This window comes from Pandoraea pneumonica (genome assembly GCF_049918595.1).
GTDB lineage: Bacteria > Pseudomonadota > Gammaproteobacteria > Burkholderiales > Burkholderiaceae > Pandoraea > Pandoraea pneumonica_A.
Genome location: NZ_JBNCRZ010000004.1, coordinates 329,140 through 348,536, shown reverse-complemented (window position 1 = coordinate 348,536; position 19,397 = coordinate 329,140). Strand labels below are relative to the sequence as shown.

Here is a 19,397-nt window from a genome sequence, read left to right as displayed (position 1 = left end):
CGCCTTGATCCGACGCCGTTTTCCGGTGTTCGAACCTTGATCGCGCAGACTGGCGGGACCGAGCGCCAGATTGCAAAAGCCGTGAATTCTAAATAGTTTTTCGTTTCTCGTCAAACACTTAAACCCGATGACCGCACAGCCCCTGCCACCGCTGATCCTGGCCTCCGGATCGCGCTATCGCCGTGAACTGCTTGAGCGCTTGCGCCTGCCGTTCACGGTCGTCGTCCCGAACATCGACGAAACCCCGGCACCCGGCGAAACCCCGCACGACACGTCGCTGCGCCTGTCGCGCGAAAAAGCCCAGGCCGTCGCCGCACTTCACCCGGACGCCCTCATCATCGGCTCCGATCAGGTCGCCACCTTTGAAGGCCGCCAAATCGGCAAACCGGGCAACTTCGAGAATGCCATGGCACAACTGCGCGACATGCGCGGCAAAGTCGTGGAATTTCATTCCGCCCTCTGCCTGTACGACGCGCGCAACAACCACAGCCAGTCCACTGACGTGGTGACACGGGTGAAGTTCCGCGATTTGCCCGACAACGTGCTCGCCGCCTATCTCCATGCAGAAACGCCCTACGACTGCGCCGGTAGCGCCAAGTCCGAGGGGCTGGGCATCATGCTGCTCGAAACCATCGAGAACGACGACCCGACGGCGCTTATCGGCCTGCCGATGATTGCCCTCACCACCATGCTGATGCAAGCGGGCATCTCCATCGCGGCGAGCCTCGAGACCCAGCAAGGCGCACCGGGAGCGGCAGCATGAGCGGCACGCTGTATCTGATTCCGAACACACTCGGCACCGCCACGCGCGGCGGGCTGCCCGCCGTCCTGCCTGAAGACGTGCGTACGGTCACCGCAGGCCTCACCTACTTCGTCGGCGAACAGGCCAAGAGCACCCGCGCCTTCTTGAAACTGGTCGGCGTGAGCACGCCCATTCAGGAAATCGAGATCCGCGAGTTGAACGTCAACACACCGCCGGCCGCCGTCGATGCGTTGCTGGCGCCGATTCTGGCAGGCGCCGATGGCGGCCTCGTGTCGGAAGCCGGTTGCCCGGCGGTCGCCGATCCGGGGGCACTGCTGGTGCGGCGCGCCCATGAAAAAGGCGTTCGCGTGGTGCCGTTCGTCGGGCCGAGCTCGATTCTGCTGGCATTGATGGCGAGCGGCCTGAACGGCCAGAGCTTTGCGTTTCACGGCTATCTACCTACCGACGCCGGTGAGCGCAGCAAGCGGCTGCGCGAGCTGGAACAGCGCTCGCGCAAGGAAAAACAGACGCAAATCTTCATCGAAACGCCCTACCGCAACAAGGCGATGCTCGACGCGCTGCTGCAAAGCTGCGACGCCTCGACGCTGCTTTGCGTCGCGGTCGATGTGACGCAGGAAGCAGAGCAGATTGTCACGCATCGTGTGAAAGGCTGGCCGCAGAACACGGTGGAATTGCACAAGCGCCCGGCGATTTTCCTGTTCCTGGCGCAGTAGGCTCCCTCTGTGCAAGCAGGCAAAAGAAAACCCCACGAAGCTTTCCAACTTCGTGGGGTTTTTCATTAAACGGGACGTTCGGAACCGAAGCTGCGAAGCCGAAGCGAAGCAACGCGCCGTTACTTCAACGACAACGAAGACCCCATCATCATCGTCTTCATTGCGGCCGTGCCGACGGCAGCCCCGAACCGGCGCGCCATGCGCTCCGGCAGGTTTTCCTTGACGGTGTAATCGACCAGATCCGGTGCTTTCAACACGTCGCGCGCGACGGAGTCGACCGTGCCCGTGCCGTCCGCCAGACCCAGTTCGATAGCGCGCTGGCCCGTCCAGAACAAACCGCTGAACAAATCAGGATCATCCTTCAGACGATTGCCACGCCCTTTCTTGACCGCGCCGATGAACTGCTGATGCACCTGTTCAAGCATGTCGAGTGCATAGGTCTTTTGCTGATCGGTCTGCGGCGAGAACGGATCGAGGAAGCCCTTGTTGCGCCCCGCCGTCAGCAGACGGCGCTCGACGCCGAGCTTATCCATGAGTCCCGTGAAGCCGAAGCCGTCCATCAACACGCCGATGGAACCCACAATGCTCGCCTTATCGACATAGATCTTGTCGGCAGCAGCGGCGACGTAATACCCACCCGAGGCGCAGATTTCCTCGACCACCACATAGAGCGGCTTCTTCGGGTACTTCGCACGCAGTCGCGCGATATCGTCATAGATCATGCCCGCCTGCACCGGGCTGCCCCCGGGGCTGTTGATCCGCAGAATCACCCCGGCGGCCGACGAATCTTCGAACGCCGATTCCAGCGCCGAATTGATTTTTTCAGCACTGGCCTGACTGTCGGGAGAAATTTCCCCGCTCAACGTGACCAGCGCGGTGTGCTTGCCTGACCCGCCGACGGACGACGTGCTGCTGCCCCCATCGATGTCGAAGACCGACCAGACGACCAACGCGACGATCGCCAGCACAAGAAGTCGGAAGAAGATTTTCCAGCGCCGTGCAGCGCGTTGCTCGCGGATGCCGGCCATCAGCACCTTTTCGAGCATCTCGCGCTCCCACGGCTTCACTTCGCGCGGATCGCGAGGGCTTGCGCTGCCGCCACTGGCAGGCGGACGCCCGCCGGGCGGCGGAAAACCGGGTTCGGTGCGGGGCGAATCGGGCGGCAGGGAGTCGGCCATACGTTATCCAGAAAAGCTTTGGGGAAAGTCGGTAGAAAGACCGTTGAGACCGTTAAGACCGCTTAGACCTTTAAGTCCGCGCATCGCCGCAATCGTGGCGCGCCGGGTCGCGCGCCAGACTACGCGGTCGAAGCGGATGTGCCTGGTACTTGTATATAGGCATCGGGCCACCAGACGACGGTTGTCCCGGACGCGGCGTCCGATTGCTCCTCGACCCGCACCGGTTGCAACGCGCCGCCACGGCACGGGCCGCCAACGCAGTGCCCAGTATCGGGCTCGTACGTTGCGCCATGCGTAGCGCACATCAAGTATAAGCCGGACGTCTCGAAGAACTGCCCCTCGGCCCAGTCCAACTCCATGGGCACGTGGGCGCACTGATTCAGGTAGCCATACACCCGCCCGTCGTACCGGATCACGAAGGCGGGCGTGAGTCGCCCGCCGACCAGCACGTCGAAACGCACGCCGAGGCCGCCATCTTGCAGCGCAGTTCCGGCACAGATCGGCTGGGGAACGGCGGCTTCGCTCACACGCGCTCCAGCAACCACTCGCGCAGCTCGGCCACGCTGCCTGCGCAGAATGCCGGGGCCAGCGCTTCGAGTTGATCACGCGGATGGGCACCGCCATAAGCGACCGCCACACTCGCCGCTCCGGCGCTGTGCGCCATCTGCAAATCGTGCGTGGTGTCGCCGATCATCACCGTGCGGCGCAAATCCTGACCCAGCTCGCGCGTCAGTTCCTGAAGCATGGCCGGGTGCGGCTTTGAAAATGTCTCATCCGCGCAACGCGTCGCGTCGAATGTCCGCATCAGGCCTGCCGCCTCCAACGCGCGATTCAAGCCAACACGCGACTTGCCCGTCGCCACCGCCAAAAATCGGCCGCGCGAACGCAGCTCTTCCAGCAACTCGCGCACCCCCGGAAACAGCACCGTCGCCTTATCACCTATTAAGTAATGAAAGCGATAGCGTTCAGAAAGTCGTGGATAGTGCGCAGGATCGAGACTCGGGACGGCCATTTGCAAGGCATCACGAAGCCCCAGGCCGATCACATGGCTGGCAAGCTCGTCGGTCGGCACAGGCAACCCAAGGTCGCGGCAGGCCGCCTGAATACAGCGGGTAATGGTGGGCGTCGAATCCATCAACGTCCCGTCCCAGTCGAAAACGACCAGGTCGAACTCAGGGCTTGGCATCGGCGGAAGCGCCTCGAAGTTGATTCAGGAATTGCTCACATTCTGGCGGTAACGCGGCTTCCAGCGCAATTGGCGTATCGAGCACAGGGTGCGTGAACTTCAGTCGCCAGGCATGCAGGAACATGCGTTTGATACCGGGCTTGCTGCCGGGCCGGGCGAGCGTCTTGTTCAGCGTGAAGTCGCCGTACTTGTCGTCGCCCACGATCGGGGTGCCGCAGTGTGCCAGATGAACGCGTATCTGATGGGTGCGTCCCGTTTTCAGTTCCGCTTCCAGCAACGTATACGGCGGCAGCGATTCCATCATGCGAAATATCGTATGCGATTGCTGGCCGTCTTTCTGTACGCGCACACGGCGCTCGCCCTCCGACGTGACATATTTATATAGCGGCGCCTTGACCGCGCGCAGCTTGTCGCGCCATTCGCCCGTCACGCAGGCCAGATAACGCTTGTCCATCCGGTTGTGGCGAATTTGCTCGTGCATGCCCACCAGCGCGGCGCGCTTCTTGGCCAGCAGCAGAATGCCGGACGTTTCGCGGTCCAGGCGGTGCACCAGCTCCAGAAACTTCAGCTGCGGCATCGCCCGGCGCAATTGCTCGATCACGCCGAACGACACACCGCTGCCACCGTGCACGGCCACGCCGGCAGGTTTGTTGATGGCCATCAGGTAGTCGTCTTCGAACAAGACGGGGAAGGTGGCGGCGGGAACGTGGGTCTGCGGTTCGTTAGAACCGGCGGCCACGCGGACCGGAGGAATTCGGACGATATCGCCCAGGACAAGTCGATAGGCTGCGTCTACTCGCCCTTTGTTTACACGGACTTCGCCGCTGCGAAGAATCCGGTAGACGTGGCTTTTCGGTACCCCTTTGCACTCGCGCAATAGGAAATTGTCGATTCGCTGACCTGCCGAGCCGTCATCGACTTCGACGAGCCGCACCTGCGGTGCGGGTGCCGGCGCAACCATTTTGTGCCGACTTTTGCCTAACTCATTCATTATGAATATAATTTGCCCAACAGAGGTGGCGGTAGCGGGAATCATGCCAAATCCACGCCTTTGCCGGTGCATACCCCAAAACGGTATTTTACTTGCACCCCGGGCAGGCTGCTCGTCCGGTGACCCTAGAGCAGCGAGCGCACGCACGTCACGCAGCGTCGGCAGGAAGTCTGGCCCACAGGCCGCTTCGGTCGCAGCGCGCGTGACGCGGATAGAGTTGGTGGTTATAGAATTTTTTGGCGGTCAGACTGAATTCCATTATTCGGGCTGATCGCTTTGTGAATATCGTTCGCGCAAAAGTCGAGATTGAGGCGCCGCCACAATAAGAATAAGTGTCGGCAGGCGCCCCGAGAAAAAGCTGATGAAGTTTCTCGTGTTACGGACTGCAAGCCCGAAGTAATCCGCGTTGTGCCGGCGTTTTACGGCACATCGGCGGTTCCGGGCGAGCGCGTTAGCGTATTCGCAGGCGCCTTTGCGTCCGTGGGCCTCATCGCCCGGACCTCCCCGGCAATTCTTCCACCTCCGGCTCGAACCTCGCGTGTTGGATAACTCGAGTGATACGTGCCCGACGCCCTGCGCATTCGCATCGGCGGCGGGTGGGAGTCGTTTTCATGAAACGCATGTTGTTCAACGCCACGCAGCAGGAAGAACTGCGCGTGGCCATTGTCGATGGGCAAAAACTCATCGATATCGATATCGAGACGGCCGGACGCGAACAGCGTAAAGGCAACATCTACAAGGGTGTCATCACCCGTATCGAACCCTCCCTCGAAGCTTGCTTCGTCAACTACGGCGAAGGCCGTCATGGCTTCCTGCCGTTCAAGGAAGTCGCCCGTGCGTACTTCCGCGATGGCGCCGATGTGCGCAATGCGCGCATTCAAGACGCGCTGTCCGAAGGCCAGGAACTCATCGTTCAAGTGGAAAAGGAAGAGCGCGGTAACAAGGGCGCAGCCCTGACCACGTTCATCTCGCTGGCCGGCCGTTACCTCGTGCTGATGCCGAACAATCCGCGTGGCGGTGGCGTGTCGCGCCGCATCGAGGGCGAAGACCGTCAGGAACTGCGCGAAACGATGGCGCAGCTCGAATTGCCCGACGGCATGAGCATCATTGCGCGCACCGCCGGTATCGGCCGCTCGGCCGAAGAGCTCCAGTGGGACTTGAACTACCTGCTGCAACTCTGGCACGCCGTCGAAGGCGCCGCCAACAACATCGAACTGCCGCGCGACTCGGCCCTGATCTACCTCGAGTCGAGCCTCGTCATTCGCGCTATCCGCGACTATTTCCAACCGGATATCGGTGAAATTCTCATCGATACGGAAGAAATTTCCGAACAGGCACGCAACTTCATGCAGGTGGTCATGCCCGACCATCTCAATCGCGTGAAGCAATACCGCGACGACGTGCCCCTGTTCTCGCGTTTCCAGATCGAACACCAGATCGAGACGGCGTACTCGCGTCAGGTGCCGCTGCCCTCGGGCGGCGCCATCGTGATCGACCACACCGAAGCTTTGGTCTCGATCGACGTGAACTCGGCACGCGCCACCAAGGGTGCCGACATCGAAGAAACCGCCCTGCGCACCAACCTGGAAGCTGCCGACGAAGTCGCGCGCCAGTTGCGTTTGCGCGACCTCGGCGGCCTGATCGTGATCGACTTCATCGATATGGAGTCGGCCAAGAGCCAGCGTGAAGTCGAACAACGTGTGAAGGATGCACTCAAGCACGACCGTGCTCGCGTCCAGATGGGCAAGATCTCGCGCTTTGGCCTGATGGAACTCTCGCGTCAGCGCCTGCGCCCGTCGCTCTCGGAAGGCACGCACGTGACCTGCCCGCGTTGCAACGGCACCGGCCACATTCGCGATGCCGAATCGTCGGCACTGCAAGTCCTGCGCATCATCCAGGAAGAAGCGATGAAGGAGCACACGGCAGCGATCCACTGCCAGGTGCCGGTCGAAGTCGCCGCCTTCCTGCTCAACGAAAAGCGCCAGGAAATCAACAAGATCGAAGCCCGCTTCAAGGTTGGCGTGCTGCTGATCCCGAACAAGCACCTCGAGACGCCGCATTACAAGCTGGAGCGCCTGCGCTTCGACGATCCGCGCCTCGACGCGCCCAAGGCCAGCTACGCGCTCGCCGAGGAAGCCGCCCGTGCGTCGGAAGACGATCCGGCCGGTTACAGCAAGAAGAAGGAAGACGTGCGCCCGCGTCAGGAAGCGGCCGTCAAGGGCATCACGCCTGAGCAACCGGCCCCGGCAGCACAACCGCGTCCGGAACCGGTCGCCGCAACGCCTGCCCCGGCAGCCCCGGTGCGCAGCGGCGGTTTCATCGGTTTCGTGAAGCGCTTGCTGGGTCTGGAGTCTGCTGCACCGGCACCGGTGAAGGAAGAAGCCCCGGCCAAGCCGACCGCGCGTCCGCCGCGCGAGCGCCATGACCGTCCGCATCAGCAAAACCGTAATCGCCGCGGCAACGCCCGTGACGAGAACAAAACGGGCAAGGACAACGCCGGCCAACCGGCCCGCGAAGGCCGTGCTGCACGTCCGGAACGTGGTGAGCGTGCTGACCGTAACGAGCAACGCGCCGAGCGTGGTGATCGTAACGAACGCAATGAGCGCAACGATCGTACGGATCGCAATGACCGTAACGAACGTAATGAACGCAACGAGCGCGGCGATCGCAACGAGCGTCAGGAAGGCCGCGATAAGCGCGAGCGTGACGATGCACAACGTCAACCGGCACAGGAAGTCGTGCGCACGGAAGACGGCCGCGAGCCGCGCGAAGGCCGTGAGCGTGGCAATCGCCGCGATCGCAACGAGCGTCGTGAGCGTCGTCAAACCGAGGGCACCGATGGCCAGCAAGCCGCACCGCAACGTGTTGCCCAAGGCGCTGCCCCGCTGAACGCTGGCGACGAAGCCGAATACGACCAACAGGACCGTCTGGCCGCGCAAGCCGCACAGGCCGAAGGTGCTCAGGGCGTGATTGGTGAAGACAACGAGCAAGCGAACGAGGAGCGTCGTCGCAGCCGCCGCCGTGGTCGTCGTGGTGGCCGTCGTGAACGCGAAGCCGGCGAGCAGCAAGCGCATGGTGAAGGCGAGCAAGGCGAAGGTGCGGAAAACGTGGAACACACCACGGCATCGGACGGTGGCGTCGAAGGCGTGCGTACCCCGGCACTGACGGAAGAACGTGCCGAGCACGCAGCACCGCAAGCGGTTGCTGCTGTGGCCGCCGTGACGGCAGCTGTTGCCGCACCGGCTCACACCGAAGCCGCTCCGGCACCGGTCCAGACGTTCCAACCGGCCGCTCAAGCCGTTGAAACGACGCCGGTCGCCGCCGCGCCCGCCCCGGTGCAAGTGCAACAAGTGCAAACCGCAGCCCCGGTTGCGGCACCTGTCGCCACGGTGAGCGAAGCCGCCCCGGTGGCAACGCCGGAAGCGCCGGTGCAAGTGGTCACGGAGCCGGTCGCGCCGATCGCCCCTGTGAACGTTGCACCGCTTCCTGCCGCCGAAGTTGCCGCACCGATCGTGCCGCCGGTTAGCTCGCCGCTGCCGGCAGCCACGCCGGCCCCGGCACAACCGACGGTACCGGCCGAAGCCTTGACCGAAATCGCCGCTACGGCAGCCAGCGCCAGCGCTCCGGTCGAACCGGCGCCGGTGCAAAACGCCCCGGCAGCGCCCGCAGCACCGATCGAAACCGCTAAGCCGGTGGAAGTCGTGACGCAATCGCCCGCCTACGTGGCCCCGGCCGTGACGGCGCAACCGGAAGCGGCAGCCGCCGCCACGGAAATCGTGACGCCGAAGCCTGCATCGGCCAGCGTGACGCCGGTCGTCGAGCAAGGCGCGTTGGAAAGCACGCTCCAAAGCGTTGGTCTGGTCTGGGTGCACACCGATGCGGACAAGCATCGCGCTGCCAAGGAAGCGGCTGCGCAAGTGGCACCGGCACCGCGTGTGCAGCGCCAGCGCCGTGCGGCAGCACCGGTCAACAATGGCCCGATGGAGCAAGTGGAAACGCATGGCTCGTCGGATCACATTGCCTGAGAGGCTTTGACGTTGCCCCGGCGAGGTTGATGCCGCACGTTTGACGCAGCATCGACCCGCGCCAGGGCAATTGCCGTGACGCCAAAAAGGGGGCTTCGGCCCCCTTTTCCATTGTGCGAGCGCCTGCGAGCACAAACGCCCTGACGCCGCGGTGCAGCATGCAAATATCGGGACATCCTCGTGTTGTCCCGACTTGTGCGTGCGCCGCACTGCCCGTATCGTGATGCCTGACACTGGCTTGATGTCCCGCATCGAACTGGTTGCTGTCTGTCCTGCCGGCGCGACGGTCATACCGTCCGAATCGCCGGTGTCGGCGGCAAACATGCCAATTCGCTAGAATGGAGACGCAAGCTTAGGCCCCACCATGACCGAAACGATTATCCGACTTACCGATCTGCGCACCGACGCGCGATATGCGACACATACGCCGCAGATCCCCGCACAAGTGCGCGCAGCCACCGGCCATCTCGACGATGCGCTGGCCCGGCCGCTGCACGATCTGCGGATTTCGGTCACGGATCGTTGCAATTTCCGCTGTGTGTATTGCATGCCGAAGGATGTGTTCGACAAGGACTACACCTTCCTGCCGCAATCCTCCCTGCTTTCCTTTGAAGAAATCGAGCGTGCCGCGCGCCTGTTCGTCGAACATGGCGTGGAAAAGCTGCGTCTGACAGGCGGTGAGCCGCTGCTGCGCAAGCATCTGGAGCGACTCATCGAGATGCTCGCGCGTCTGCGCACGCCGTCAGGCAAGCCGCTCGATATCACGCTGACCACCAACGGTTCGTTGCTCAAACGCCGTGCCCAGTCGCTCAAGGATGCTGGTCTCACCCGCGTGACAGTGAGTCTGGATAGCCTCGACGACGCGATCTTCCGCCAGATGAACGATGTCGACTTCCCCGTCGCCAACGTGCTCGAAGGCATTGCCGAAGCGCAGCACGTCGGCTTGGGACCGGTGAAGGTCAACATGGTCGTCAAGCGCGGCACCAACGACTCCGACATCGTGCCAATGGCGCGCCATTTCCATGGCAGCGGTGTCGTGCTGCGCTTCATCGAATACATGGACGTCGGCACCTCGAACGGCTGGCGCATGGATGAAGTGTTGCCGTCTGCCGACGTCATCGCGCGCCTGAACGACGCCCTGCCGGTCGAACCGCTTGAAGCCAACTACCCGGGCGAGACTGCGCAGCGCTGGCAATATCGCGACGGCGGTGGCGAAGTGGGCGTCATTTCGTCGGTCACTCGCGCGTTTTGCGGCACTTGTTCGCGGGCGCGACTGTCTACAGAAGGCAAGCTGTACCTGTGCCTGTTTGCCAGCTCGGGTTACGACTTGCGCACGCTGTTGCGCAACGGCGCGAGCGACGCGCAGATTTCGACCGTCATCGGCGATATTTGGCGCGGCCGCACCGACCGCTACTCGGCCTTGCGCACGGCCGCCACGGGCTTGCCCGAAGATGCACCGCCGAAAGTGGAAATGTCCTATATCGGCGGATGATTACCCGCAGCCGACGTGACGCGCAACGGTGCACTGAACGCACCGAATGCGCGAAGTGCGACAAGCGCCACGCACCGCTGCCGAATCCGAATTCCTGATCTCACAACACATGATTGCTGCTGCCCCGGACGCTAGTTGCGCCCGAGACTCCTTCGCTCTGTCTGAACGTGCAGGCCAAACGGCACTGCACACGACGACACGGGCTCGCGCACGAGGTCTGCGCATGATCGCCATGGGCTTCGCCACGCTGGCGATGCTGTGCGGTGCGCTAATGCCCTCGCTCGCGCATGCCGATTGCGACCCTTCCGAGCGCGATATCGCGAACCATCTCATCACCTATAGCGGTCAACTCGGCGAGCGCAACCCGCTGCGCCTCGTATTGCGCACGTCGTCGAGCGGCAAGCTCGAAGGCCGTTACGCCAACGCCTCATCGCAAAGCGACACGCTGCTCACCGGCAAGCTGGAGAACAAGTCTCGCGTGCATCTGACGGAGTTCGATGCGGGTGGCATGCCGCGCGCCACCTTCGAAGGGGAGTTCTCCGCACGGGACGATATCAATCGCCAGCGCGGGGCCTCGGGCAGTTGCGAGGTCATCTCCGGCCAGTGGAAAGACTTGCGCAACGGCCGCACGGTGCCGTTCGAGCTGGCGATGTCGAATATCCAGACCGGCAAGATCGACCACTTGTACGGCGCGGCCGGCGCCAATGACGACGAAACCATCAATCGTGCAGCGGGCATGTTCCGCAAGGGCGTGCTCGACGATCGTCGCGACGTCGTGGCCCAATCGATTCGTTACCCGGTCCACGTATCGCTGCGCGGCAAGACGCTCATTCTGCGCAATCCGAAGTCGCTGCTGGCACGCTACAACGAGATATTTACCGACAGTTATGTGCGCACCATCGGTGCCGCTGTGCCGCGCCTGATGTTCGCGCGCGACCAAGGCGTGATGCTCGGCGACGGCGCCGTCTGGTTCGACGCCACCGGGCGCGTCATCGCCCTCAACCGCTCATAACGGAAAACGCATGCCGCACTGTCCGCCCATTGGTCGCGACGCCATTACCGGCCTGATTCTCGCGGGCGGGCGCGGACAACGCATGGGCGGGCGCGACAAGGGCCTGCAACTTTACGACGGCCGCCCGTTGGCCGCGCATGTGCTCGCGCGGTTGGCGCCGCAGGTCGGCACCGTCCTCATCAGCGCTAACCGGAATCACGCCACCTATGCGGCGCTTGGCGCTGACGTGATCTCCGATGAAACACAGGATTTTGCCGGGCCGTTGGCCGGGATGCTCTCAGGGCTTCGTGCGGCGAAAACGGAATACGTGCTGGTGGTGCCGTGCGACTCACCCTTGTTGCCGGACGATCTGGCTGTGCGCCTGACGGTCGGCCTTCTCGAAACGACGCCGTCATCGCGACCGGCCGCGGTGACGCCGTCGCACGGGCTGGGAATGGCACCGCTGACGGCAACGTCCACCGCGCCGTCGACGCCGATTGCCTTACCGAAAGCCGCCTCGCCGTGCACGGCCCCGCTCGCCGCTTACGCGGTCACGTCGGAAGGCCCGCACCCGGTCTTCGCCTTGTTGCATCGCTCGCTGGCCGACGATCTTGCCGCGACGTTGGCCGCAGGCGAACACCGTGTAAGAGCGTGGCTGGCGCGCCACAAGGCCGTACAAGTTCACTTCGGCGACGAGCGTCCGTTTTACAATGTCAACACGCTTGACGACCTTCATACCGACACGCCGCGCGCCCCCCGGAATTCCGGGCAATGACTTTGGGGCACTGACGCGGCCCGATCCGCCGCCATCGCGCGATGTCCGATGACGACGCCACACCGATGACAACACTAGACGAAGCCCTGGCCGGCTTGCCGGCGTACGACCCTAACGACATGACGGTCGAGATGGCGCGCGCGATCATCGCCCGCACTGCGCAGCCGGTGGCCGCCATCGAACAAGTCGCCGTTCGCAGCGCGCTGGGCCGCGTACTGGGCCGCGATGTCATCTCCCCGCTCGACGTTCCCGCGTTTGAAAACGCCGCCATGGACGGCTACGCCTTCGCCGGTGCCGCACTGAGTGCGGGTGGCCAGGTTCGTTTGCGCGTGGCCGGACGCTCGTTCGCCGGACGTCCCTTCGACGGCGCCACCGGCAAGGGTGAGTGCATTCGCATCATGACGGGCGCGTTGCTGCCCGCCGGTTGCGACACCGTGATTCCGCAAGAACAAGTGCAGCGCGAAGGCGACACGGAAATCGTGACCTTCGCCGCCGACGCCGTGACCCCGGGCCGTCATGTCCGCCATATCGGGGAAGATCTCGCCGCAGGCCATCCTGCGTTACTCGCGGGCAAGCGCTTGCGCCCCGCCGCGCTCGGCCTGCTCGCTTCGCTCGGTATTGCCGAAGTCCCAGTGCGCCGCCGGATTCGCGTCGCCTTCTTCTCGACCGGCGATGAACTGCGCTCCGTCGGCGAGCCGCTCGTGCCGGGCAATCTGTACGACAGCAATCGCTACACGCTGTATGGCATGCTCCAGCGACTCGGCGTCGAAGTTCTTGACCTCGGCGTCGTGCGCGACGACCCGCAAGCCATCGAAGACACGCTGCGCACCGCCTGCCGCGAAGCTGACGCAGTGATTACCTCCGGTGGTGTCTCGGTCGGTGAGGCCGACTACACGCGCGAAATGATGACGCGTCTGGGCAACGTCGTGTTCTGGAAGATGGCGATGCGCCCGGGCCGTCCGTTTGCGTTTGGCGAACTGGAAAGCGACGGCCATCGTGCCCTGCTCTTCGGCCTGCCGGGCAACCCGGCGGCCGTGATGGCGTCGTTCTACCATCTCGTGCGCGACGGTTTGTTCGTGCTGATGGGGGCCGAGCCGCAAGCCACGCCGCGCCTGCCGGTACCGACGACCACCGCCCTCGCTAAACGCCCTGGCCGGACCGAATTCCTGCGCGGCATTCTGGCCGCCGATGCTCAAGGCCACTGGCAAGTCACGGTCGCCGATGCGCAAAGCGCCGGTATCTTGCGCACGATGAGCGAAGCCAATTGTTTCGTCTCACTGGAAGCGTCGCGCGGTAACGTCGCGGCGGGTGAATTGGTCGACGTCATCGTGTTCGACGGACTGGTCTAGTTCCGCGCGAATTCCACAAGCCAACCTTACGAAATACCCGCAGGCTGTGCGTCGACAGCTTGCCTACACAACAAACCTGCAAACACACACGCGCGATGACAATTCGAAAACAGATCACTTACATCAGTCCCGGTCAGACGGCCAAAGCGCTGGTACTGGTCTACCTCACCTTTAGTATTCCGCTGGTGCTGCTCGCCTTCCTGGCGGCGTTCATCCGCTATGGCGAATTACCCGGTCTCGCGTTCATCTCCGCCTTGGTGCTCAACGCCATCGTCGGCTTCGTGCTCTTGTGGATTGCCTGCCACGCCTATAACTGGGTGGCTGAGCGTTTCGGTGGCATTGAAGTCGCACTGAGCGACGTGCCCGACGAAGACGAATAACGCCCGATCATCGAGATCATTCCGACTTACGAGAATTTCACTATGTCTCTGAACCTGCGCCCCGCGACGCCGAACGATGTCGATGCCATTCACGGCCTGATGCGTGAACTGGCGGTTTTCGAAAAGCTGCTCGATATTTTCGAAGCGACGCCGGCCAGCGTGCACGACGCCTTGTTCGGGGCGTCGCCTGCGGCCGAGTGTTTGATGGCGGAGTGGGATGGCAAGCCGGTCGGCTATGCCTTGTTCTTCCACAACTTCTCGACGTTTCTCGGACGCCGGGGTCTGTATCTGGAAGATGTCTACGTGCAGCCGACGATGCGAGGCAAGGGCGTGGGGCAAGCGCTCTTGCGACGTCTCGCTCGCATCGCGGTGCAGCGCGATTGCGCGCGCTTCGAGTGGACGGTACTCGACTGGAATCAGCCCGCCATCGATTTCTATACCGCGCAAGGCGCATCGGTACTGCCCGACTGGCGCGTGGTTCGCATGACCGGCGACTCGCTGACAAAGTTTGCCGAAGGCGACGCCTAAGCCGTCTTTTGGCGCCCAAGTCGTTTTTTACCGAAAACGGCACCTAAGTCGGTTCGGGCGCGCAAGGTGATCGTGTCACCTTCGACGCGCCCGGCGTGAACCGCACGCGCTCACTCTTCGTCTGCGCCCAAATCCACACCCAGCAACTGCGTGGCCTGCTCTCCCGGCAACGCTTCAACGGTCTTGAGCTTGCGTGCCATCTGGCGCGTACGCACTTCGGCCTGATCGATCGAGCGCGTCACCGTTTCCAATTGCGACTTGGTCCGTGCGAGTACGTCGCCGAACTTGGTGAACTCAGTCTTCACCGCGCCCAACACCTGCCAGACTTCGCTCGAACGCCGCTCGATAGCAAGCGTGCGGAACCCCATCTGCAAGCTGTTGAGCAGCGCGGTCAGCGTGGTGGGCCCCGCCACAGTCACGCGATATTCGCGCTGAAGCAGATCCGATAGCCCCGGGCGGCGCAACACTTCCGCATAGAGCCCCTCGGTCGGCAGGAACAGCAGAGCAAAGTCCGTCGTGTGAGGCGGTGCCAGATACTTCTCGGCAATGGTTTTGGCCTCCAGACGAATCCGAGTTTCGAGCGCTTTCGATGCCTCTTCCACGGCGGCAGGGTCGGCCCGTTCTTGCGCGTCGAGCAGGCGCTCGTAATCTTCACGCGGAAACTTGGCATCGATCGGCAGCCATACCGGCGTGCTGCTGTCGCCGCTTTGGCCTGGCAACGCGATGGCGAATTCCACGCGCTCGCTGCTGCCCGGTTTGGTCGCCACGTTCTTCGCAAACTGATCGGCCGTGAGCAACTGTTCGAGTAACGCCTGCAACTGGACTTCGCCCCAGATGCCGCGCGTCTTCACGTTGGTCAGCACCCGCTTGAGATCGCCCACACCAGCGGCAAGCGTCTGCATCTCGCCAAGCCCGCGATGCACTTGCTCCAGACGATCCGACACGAGCTTGAACGACTCACCCAGCCGCTGTTCGAGCGTGGCGTGCAACTTCTCGTCCACGGTGCGGCGCATCTCTTCGAGCTTCGTCGCGTTGTTGACCTCGATGTCCTTGAGCTTTTGTTCGAGCGTCGCACGCACTTCCGCGAGACGTCGTTCGTTGCCTTCGGCCAACTGCGTCAGTTGCTGATGCTGTGCGTCACCGAAGCGGCGCAATGCCGACGTCTGTTCTTCGCGCATCTGCTGACCGTTAAGCACCAAGCTCTGGCGCACCGCATCGAGCTGCGCCGCGTTCGACTCGGTCAACTTGGCCAGTTGTTGCGCAAAGCCGTCGATCTGGTTGTTCTGTACCGTTGCCACGCTCGTCATCTGCGCAGCCAGCGTCTGCTGAAACTGCGCCATCTGCGCACTTTGTTCACCTCGACCGGCACGCGCCGTCTCAGCGAACTCCTGCCGTAATCCGCGCTCGCTGCGCTCTGCCGCTCGCAAGATATCGTCGCGCGCATTCGTGAGCGAATCGACGAGCGTCGCGCGCATGTCAGCGTCGCCGTTGCGTTGCCATACCTTTATGGCAATCGCGATCATCACCAGCAAATTCAGCGCCGCCAGCCCGACTAACACCATCTCCACACTTGCCTCCTTAGGCCTTGCGCACAGCAGGGTTGAGCAGGCACGGCGGCTTCCCCGGTGCCGACCCGAAGCCCAATGCCGCAATCAGGTTATCTGCTGCCAAGCTCGCCATGCCACGGCGCGTGGCCGCCGAGGCACTCGCGATATGCGGCGTCAGCACGACGTTCGTTACCTTGAGCAAGTCGGGATGCACGCTCGGCTCACCCTCGAATACGTCAAGGCCAGCTGCTGCGATTTGCTTGCTCGCCAACGCCTTCGCCAGCGCCGCATCGTCGACGATACCGCCGCGCGCCAGATTCACCAGCGTCGCCGTCGGCTTCATCGCCGCAAGCTCCGCTGCGCCGATCGTGTGATGTGTGTCCTTTGAGTAAGGCAGCACGAGAATGACGTGGTCCGCCGTCTTCAGCAGGGTGTCCTTATCGACGTACGACGCTTTGCATGCGGCTTCCGTCGCCGCATCGAGGCGCGAGCGATTGTGATACACCACGCGCATATTGAAGCCCATCGCGCGACGGGCAATCGCCTGCCCGATACGGCCCATCCCGATGATGCCGAGCGTGCTGCCGTGCACGTCGGCACCGAGGAACATGTCGTAGGCCCACTTATTCCAGTGGCCCTCGCGCAACCAACGTTCCGATTCCGTCACCCGCCGTGCGGTGGCCATTAACAGTGCCCAGCCGAAATCCGCCGTCGTCTCATTCAAAACGTCCGGCGTATTCGTCGCCATCACCCCGGCGGCCGTCATCGCATCGATGTCGAAGTTGTTGTAGCCCACGGCCATATTGGCAACCACACGCAGATGCGGCGCACCCGCGAGCACCGACGCATCGATACGTTCGCTGGCCGTGGTGATGGCACCGACCTTATCGGCCAATCGAGCACGCAACTCGTCGCTCGAATAGACGGTGTCGGCGTCGTTGCGCTCGACCTCAAAGTACTGCGCCAGCCGTTCGATCACGTCCGGGAAAATGGCACGGGCCACAAGAATCTTCGGTTTCACCTATCGTCTCGCAGGAGTTGGCCGCTTGGCAGATATCGGATATCGGTTTGCGGCTTAGAAGAAAATTAACGTCATCAGCACGAACAGCGGCAGCAAGATCGCGCCCGACCACAGCATATAGCCAAAGAAGCTGGGCATGCGAATGCCGCGTTGCTCCGCAATGGCTTTGACCATGAAGTTCGGTGCATTGCCGATGTACGTGTTCGCGCCCATAAACACAGCGCCTGCCGAAATGGCCGCCAGCGTGGCTGCCCCCGACGTCATCAGCGTCGCCGCGTCGCCACCCGCCGTGTTGAAGAACACGAGATACGTCGGTGCATTGTCGAGGAACGACGACAAGATACCCGTCGCCCAGAAGTACATGACGTTATCCGGCGCACCGTTCGGGCCGGTCACCAGTCGGATCACCCAGCCCAGTGCGCCCGCCTCACCGGCACGCAGAATGGCCACCACCGGAATGATCGTGAGAAAGATGCCCGCGAAGAGTTTGCCGACCTCTTTCATCGGCTCCCAATTGAAATCGTTACCAAGGCGCGCGGTACGCGGCGTGATGATCAGCGAAATTACCGTAAGCACAATGAGCCCGGCATCGCGTGCAAGATTCTCCAGCGTCACCGGCGTGCCGAACACGTCGAACACGACGCCCGGCTTCCAGATGCCGCTCATCAGCACGAGCCCGACGGCGGCGGCGAGCAGCACGAAATTGCGCTTGCCTTCGAGGCGCAGCGGTGCAGCGTGCGGCGTGGGATCGAGTTCATCGATTTGACGCTCCGACTTCTGACGGAAGTAGTACGTATCAATCAGGAAGAAAAGCACCAGCAAGATAACGCAGGCCATCAGGGTTTCAGGCCAGATGTGCTGCGTCGTCCAGAAGAAATCGACGCCTTGCAGGAAGCCGAGGAAGAGCGGCGGATCGCCCAGCGGCGTGAGCGAGCCACCAGCGTTAGCGACCAGGAAGATGAAGAACACGACGACGTGCACGTTGTGCTTGCGATTGTCGTTTGCGCGGATCAGCGGACGAATGAGCAGCATCGCCGCCCCGGTCGTGCCCATGATGCTCGCGAGCACCGTGCCCAACCCCAGCAGCCCGGTGTTGAGCCAAGGACCACCGCGCAGGTTGCCGTGCACACAGATACCACCGGCCGTCGTGAAGAGCGCCGTGAGCAGAACGACAAAGGGAATGTATTCAGCGACCAGCGCGTGGACGGCGCCGTGCCATGCCGCGCCCGCCCCGAACATGAACGCATAGGGCAACAAAAATGCCGCGCCCCAGAACGCGGCAATCTTGCCGAAATGGTGATGCCAGAACGCCGGCGCGACTAACGGCCCGAGCGCAATCGACAACAGCATGCCAGCGAACGGCAGCCCCCACCACGCGACGAGTTGTGCGCCGTCCGGGCCGCCCCCTGCGGCAAACGCCGCCGGACTGATCAACGTCAGTCCCGCGGCGGCCAATGCTCCCCAAATGCCCTTCTGCATGGTTTCTGGTTCCTGTTGGTTGATGGTCGACCGATTACGAGTCGCCCGTCTCGACGGAGTGCCCGAAGCGGCAAGAGCTTGGGATATTTCCTATTTGGATGCGATATCCACACCAGCGCAGCGCGATGCGACAGCCTGTCCCGCGACAGCCCGTCTCTCTCAGGCCCTTTCTGTGCCTTCGGTCGAGCTCCGGCCGAATGGCGCTCAGGCGCCGTCGACGATGATGACGTGGACGCGGTACGGGCCATGCGCGCCCAGCACCAGCGTTTGTTCGATGTCGGCCGTACGCGACGGCCCAGCGATGAAATTGGTCGCGCGCGACAGTTGACCGCGTTCGGTGCGCATCAGGGCGAACGCGTCTTCATGCCCCGAGACGATGCGCGATGCGGGCACGACGGCAATGTGAGTCTCTGGCAGCAACGTCGCCGACGCGAACGTCTCGGGACCGGACATCATCATCAACGCCCCCGTCTCGGCCACGGCGCAGAAGCAACCCGTGATGCCCACGAGATCCTCGCCCAGCGGTTTGCGATATTCGAGATGGCAACCCGCCCCCGCCCAATCCAATTCGCGCAACGTCGGCCATGCCACCGCCTGCGAGACCAGCCCGTTCGTTTGCAGATATTGCGCAGCGGCCGCAGGGACATCGCTCATGGCGGGCACGCGTGCGATCGTGGTCGAGAGCGCTTCGGCCTTACCGATGAATGTGGCGATGAGATCGTCGGGCATCGCCGGGCGCGGACCTTGCGGATGGCGAGCCAGATAGTCTTCCGCCGCCGCCTGCTCATTCTCGCGCGCGACATCCGGACGATGCTGAGCATTGCGGATGCGGGCGAAGATGCGATTGCGGGCGTCGGTGGTATCCATGGCTGCGTCCTGTGAGGCCGGCACACCGGTACATGGCCGGCGCTGTGTCGTGCGTGTCGATCGGGTTGATCGTGTCGGTTGGCCGCCGAAGCGTGTCCGGCGGGCGATGCGC

General features: G+C 63.0%; 17 protein-coding genes. 9 read left to right on the top strand and 8 right to left on the bottom strand.

What is annotated here, in order from left to right; translation table 11 throughout:
• The first annotated feature begins 127 nt into the window (after positions 1–127).
• Together ACPWR9_RS18140 and ACPWR9_RS18135 are read left to right on the top strand one after the other, a co-directional pair.
• Entirely contained in the window at positions 128–763 is a 636-nt protein-coding gene (locus tag ACPWR9_RS18140) for a Maf-like protein (RefSeq protein WP_426299889.1), read from the top strand.
• Complete coding sequence (locus ACPWR9_RS18135) at positions 760–1,476, top strand: SAM-dependent methyltransferase (RefSeq protein ID WP_426299887.1); 717 nt, start codon at positions 760–762, stop codon at positions 1,474–1,476. The genes ACPWR9_RS18140 and ACPWR9_RS18135 overlap by 4 nt, the downstream gene beginning before the upstream one ends.
• Before the next feature lie 119 nt (positions 1,477–1,595).
• On the opposite strand, the gene ACPWR9_RS18130 is transcribed toward ACPWR9_RS18135, so the two are convergent.
• The 4 genes from ACPWR9_RS18130 to ACPWR9_RS18115 form a co-directional block, all read right to left on the bottom strand.
• Positions 1,596–2,654, bottom strand: a complete 1,059-nt coding sequence (locus ACPWR9_RS18130; RefSeq protein WP_426299885.1) for a S49 family peptidase — start codon at positions 2,652–2,654, stop codon at positions 1,596–1,598.
• Between the two features lie 119 nt (positions 2,655–2,773).
• Entirely contained in the window at positions 2,774–3,181 is a 408-nt protein-coding gene (locus tag ACPWR9_RS18125; RefSeq protein WP_426299883.1) for a Rieske (2Fe-2S) protein, read from the bottom strand.
• On the bottom strand, positions 3,178–3,840 hold the full coding sequence (locus tag ACPWR9_RS18120) for an HAD-IA family hydrolase (protein ID WP_426299881.1): 663 nt from the start codon (positions 3,838–3,840) through the stop codon (positions 3,178–3,180). Before ACPWR9_RS18120 ends, ACPWR9_RS18125 begins: the two co-directional genes overlap by 4 nt.
• Entirely contained in the window at positions 3,827–4,831 is a 1,005-nt protein-coding gene (locus ACPWR9_RS18115; protein WP_426299965.1) for an RluA family pseudouridine synthase, read from the bottom strand. Before ACPWR9_RS18115 ends, ACPWR9_RS18120 begins: the two co-directional genes overlap by 14 nt.
• A gap of 611 nt (positions 4,832–5,442) precedes the next feature.
• Here ACPWR9_RS18115 and ACPWR9_RS18110 point away from each other — a divergent pair.
• The 7 genes from ACPWR9_RS18110 to ACPWR9_RS18080 all read left to right on the top strand — a co-directional run bounded on the left by ACPWR9_RS18110 (position 5,443) and on the right by ACPWR9_RS18080 (position 14,371).
• A complete protein-coding gene (locus ACPWR9_RS18110; RefSeq protein WP_426299879.1) occupies positions 5,443–8,856 on the top strand; it encodes an Rne/Rng family ribonuclease in 3,414 nt (1,137 codons plus the stop codon).
• 364 nt (positions 8,857–9,220) lie between these two features.
• Positions 9,221–10,348, top strand: a complete 1,128-nt coding sequence (gene moaA, locus ACPWR9_RS18105) for a GTP 3',8-cyclase MoaA (RefSeq protein WP_426299877.1) — start codon at positions 9,221–9,223, stop codon at positions 10,346–10,348.
• A 223-nt stretch (positions 10,349–10,571) separates the two neighbouring features.
• On the top strand, positions 10,572–11,360 hold the full coding sequence (locus ACPWR9_RS18100; protein ID WP_426299875.1) for a hypothetical protein: 789 nt from the start codon (positions 10,572–10,574) through the stop codon (positions 11,358–11,360).
• A gap of 10 nt (positions 11,361–11,370) precedes the next feature.
• Positions 11,371–12,114 carry a molybdenum cofactor guanylyltransferase MobA gene (gene mobA / locus ACPWR9_RS18095; protein WP_426299873.1) on the top strand — a complete coding sequence of 248 codons (744 nt, stop codon included), beginning with the start codon at positions 11,371–11,373 and terminating at the stop codon, positions 12,112–12,114.
• A 65-nt stretch (positions 12,115–12,179) separates the two neighbouring features.
• A complete protein-coding gene (glp, locus tag ACPWR9_RS18090) occupies positions 12,180–13,463 on the top strand; it encodes a gephyrin-like molybdotransferase Glp (protein WP_426299871.1) in 1,284 nt (427 codons plus the stop codon).
• 101 nt (positions 13,464–13,564) lie between these two features.
• Positions 13,565–13,843, top strand: a complete 279-nt coding sequence (locus ACPWR9_RS18085) for a hypothetical protein (RefSeq protein ID WP_150681131.1) — start codon at positions 13,565–13,567, stop codon at positions 13,841–13,843.
• Between the two features lie 42 nt (positions 13,844–13,885).
• Positions 13,886–14,371, top strand: coding sequence for a GNAT family N-acetyltransferase (locus ACPWR9_RS18080; protein WP_426299869.1), 486 nt, complete (start codon positions 13,886–13,888; stop codon positions 14,369–14,371).
• Positions 14,372–14,481: 110 nt separating this feature from the next.
• On the opposite strand, the gene rmuC is transcribed toward ACPWR9_RS18080, so the two are convergent.
• The 4 genes from rmuC to ACPWR9_RS18060 form a co-directional block, all read right to left on the bottom strand.
• Entirely contained in the window at positions 14,482–15,933 is a 1,452-nt protein-coding gene (rmuC, locus tag ACPWR9_RS18075) for a DNA recombination protein RmuC (protein ID WP_426299963.1), read from the bottom strand.
• A gap of 16 nt (positions 15,934–15,949) precedes the next feature.
• Complete coding sequence (locus tag ACPWR9_RS18070) at positions 15,950–16,939, bottom strand: 2-hydroxyacid dehydrogenase (RefSeq protein WP_426299867.1); 990 nt, start codon at positions 16,937–16,939, stop codon at positions 15,950–15,952.
• A gap of 54 nt (positions 16,940–16,993) precedes the next feature.
• Positions 16,994–18,418, bottom strand: coding sequence for a sodium:proton antiporter (locus ACPWR9_RS18065; RefSeq protein ID WP_426299865.1), 1,425 nt, complete (start codon positions 18,416–18,418; stop codon positions 16,994–16,996).
• 204 nt (positions 18,419–18,622) lie between these two features.
• Entirely contained in the window at positions 18,623–19,285 is a 663-nt protein-coding gene (locus tag ACPWR9_RS18060) for a LutC/YkgG family protein (RefSeq protein ID WP_426299863.1), read from the bottom strand.
• Between the last annotated feature and the right edge of the window lie 112 nt (positions 19,286–19,397).

Coding starts and splice junctions, on each gene's coding strand:
- ACPWR9_RS18100 (WP_426299875.1), top strand. CDS start 10,572: ATGATCGCCATGGGCTTCGCCACGCTGGCGATGCTGTGCGGTGCGCTA.
- ACPWR9_RS18080 (WP_426299869.1), top strand. CDS start 13,886: ATGTCTCTGAACCTGCGCCCCGCGACGCCGAACGATGTCGATGCCATT.
- rmuC (WP_426299963.1), bottom strand. CDS start 15,933: ATGGTGTTAGTCGGGCTGGCGGCGCTGAATTTGCTGGTGATGATCGCG.
- mobA (WP_426299873.1), top strand. CDS start 11,371: ATGCCGCACTGTCCGCCCATTGGTCGCGACGCCATTACCGGCCTGATT.
- ACPWR9_RS18060 (WP_426299863.1), bottom strand. CDS start 19,285: ATGGATACCACCGACGCCCGCAATCGCATCTTCGCCCGCATCCGCAAT.
- ACPWR9_RS18110 (WP_426299879.1), top strand. CDS start 5,443: ATGAAACGCATGTTGTTCAACGCCACGCAGCAGGAAGAACTGCGCGTG.
- moaA (WP_426299877.1), top strand. CDS start 9,221: ATGACCGAAACGATTATCCGACTTACCGATCTGCGCACCGACGCGCGA.
- ACPWR9_RS18135 (WP_426299887.1), top strand. CDS start 760: ATGAGCGGCACGCTGTATCTGATTCCGAACACACTCGGCACCGCCACG.
- ACPWR9_RS18140 (WP_426299889.1), top strand. CDS start 128: ATGACCGCACAGCCCCTGCCACCGCTGATCCTGGCCTCCGGATCGCGC.
- glp (WP_426299871.1), top strand. CDS start 12,180: ATGACAACACTAGACGAAGCCCTGGCCGGCTTGCCGGCGTACGACCCT.
- ACPWR9_RS18130 (WP_426299885.1), bottom strand. CDS start 2,654: ATGGCCGACTCCCTGCCGCCCGATTCGCCCCGCACCGAACCCGGTTTT.
- ACPWR9_RS18065 (WP_426299865.1), bottom strand. CDS start 18,418: ATGCAGAAGGGCATTTGGGGAGCATTGGCCGCCGCGGGACTGACGTTG.
- ACPWR9_RS18115 (WP_426299965.1), bottom strand. CDS start 4,831: ATGAATGAGTTAGGCAAAAGTCGGCACAAAATGGTTGCGCCGGCACCC.
- ACPWR9_RS18120 (WP_426299881.1), bottom strand. CDS start 3,840: ATGCCAAGCCCTGAGTTCGACCTGGTCGTTTTCGACTGGGACGGGACG.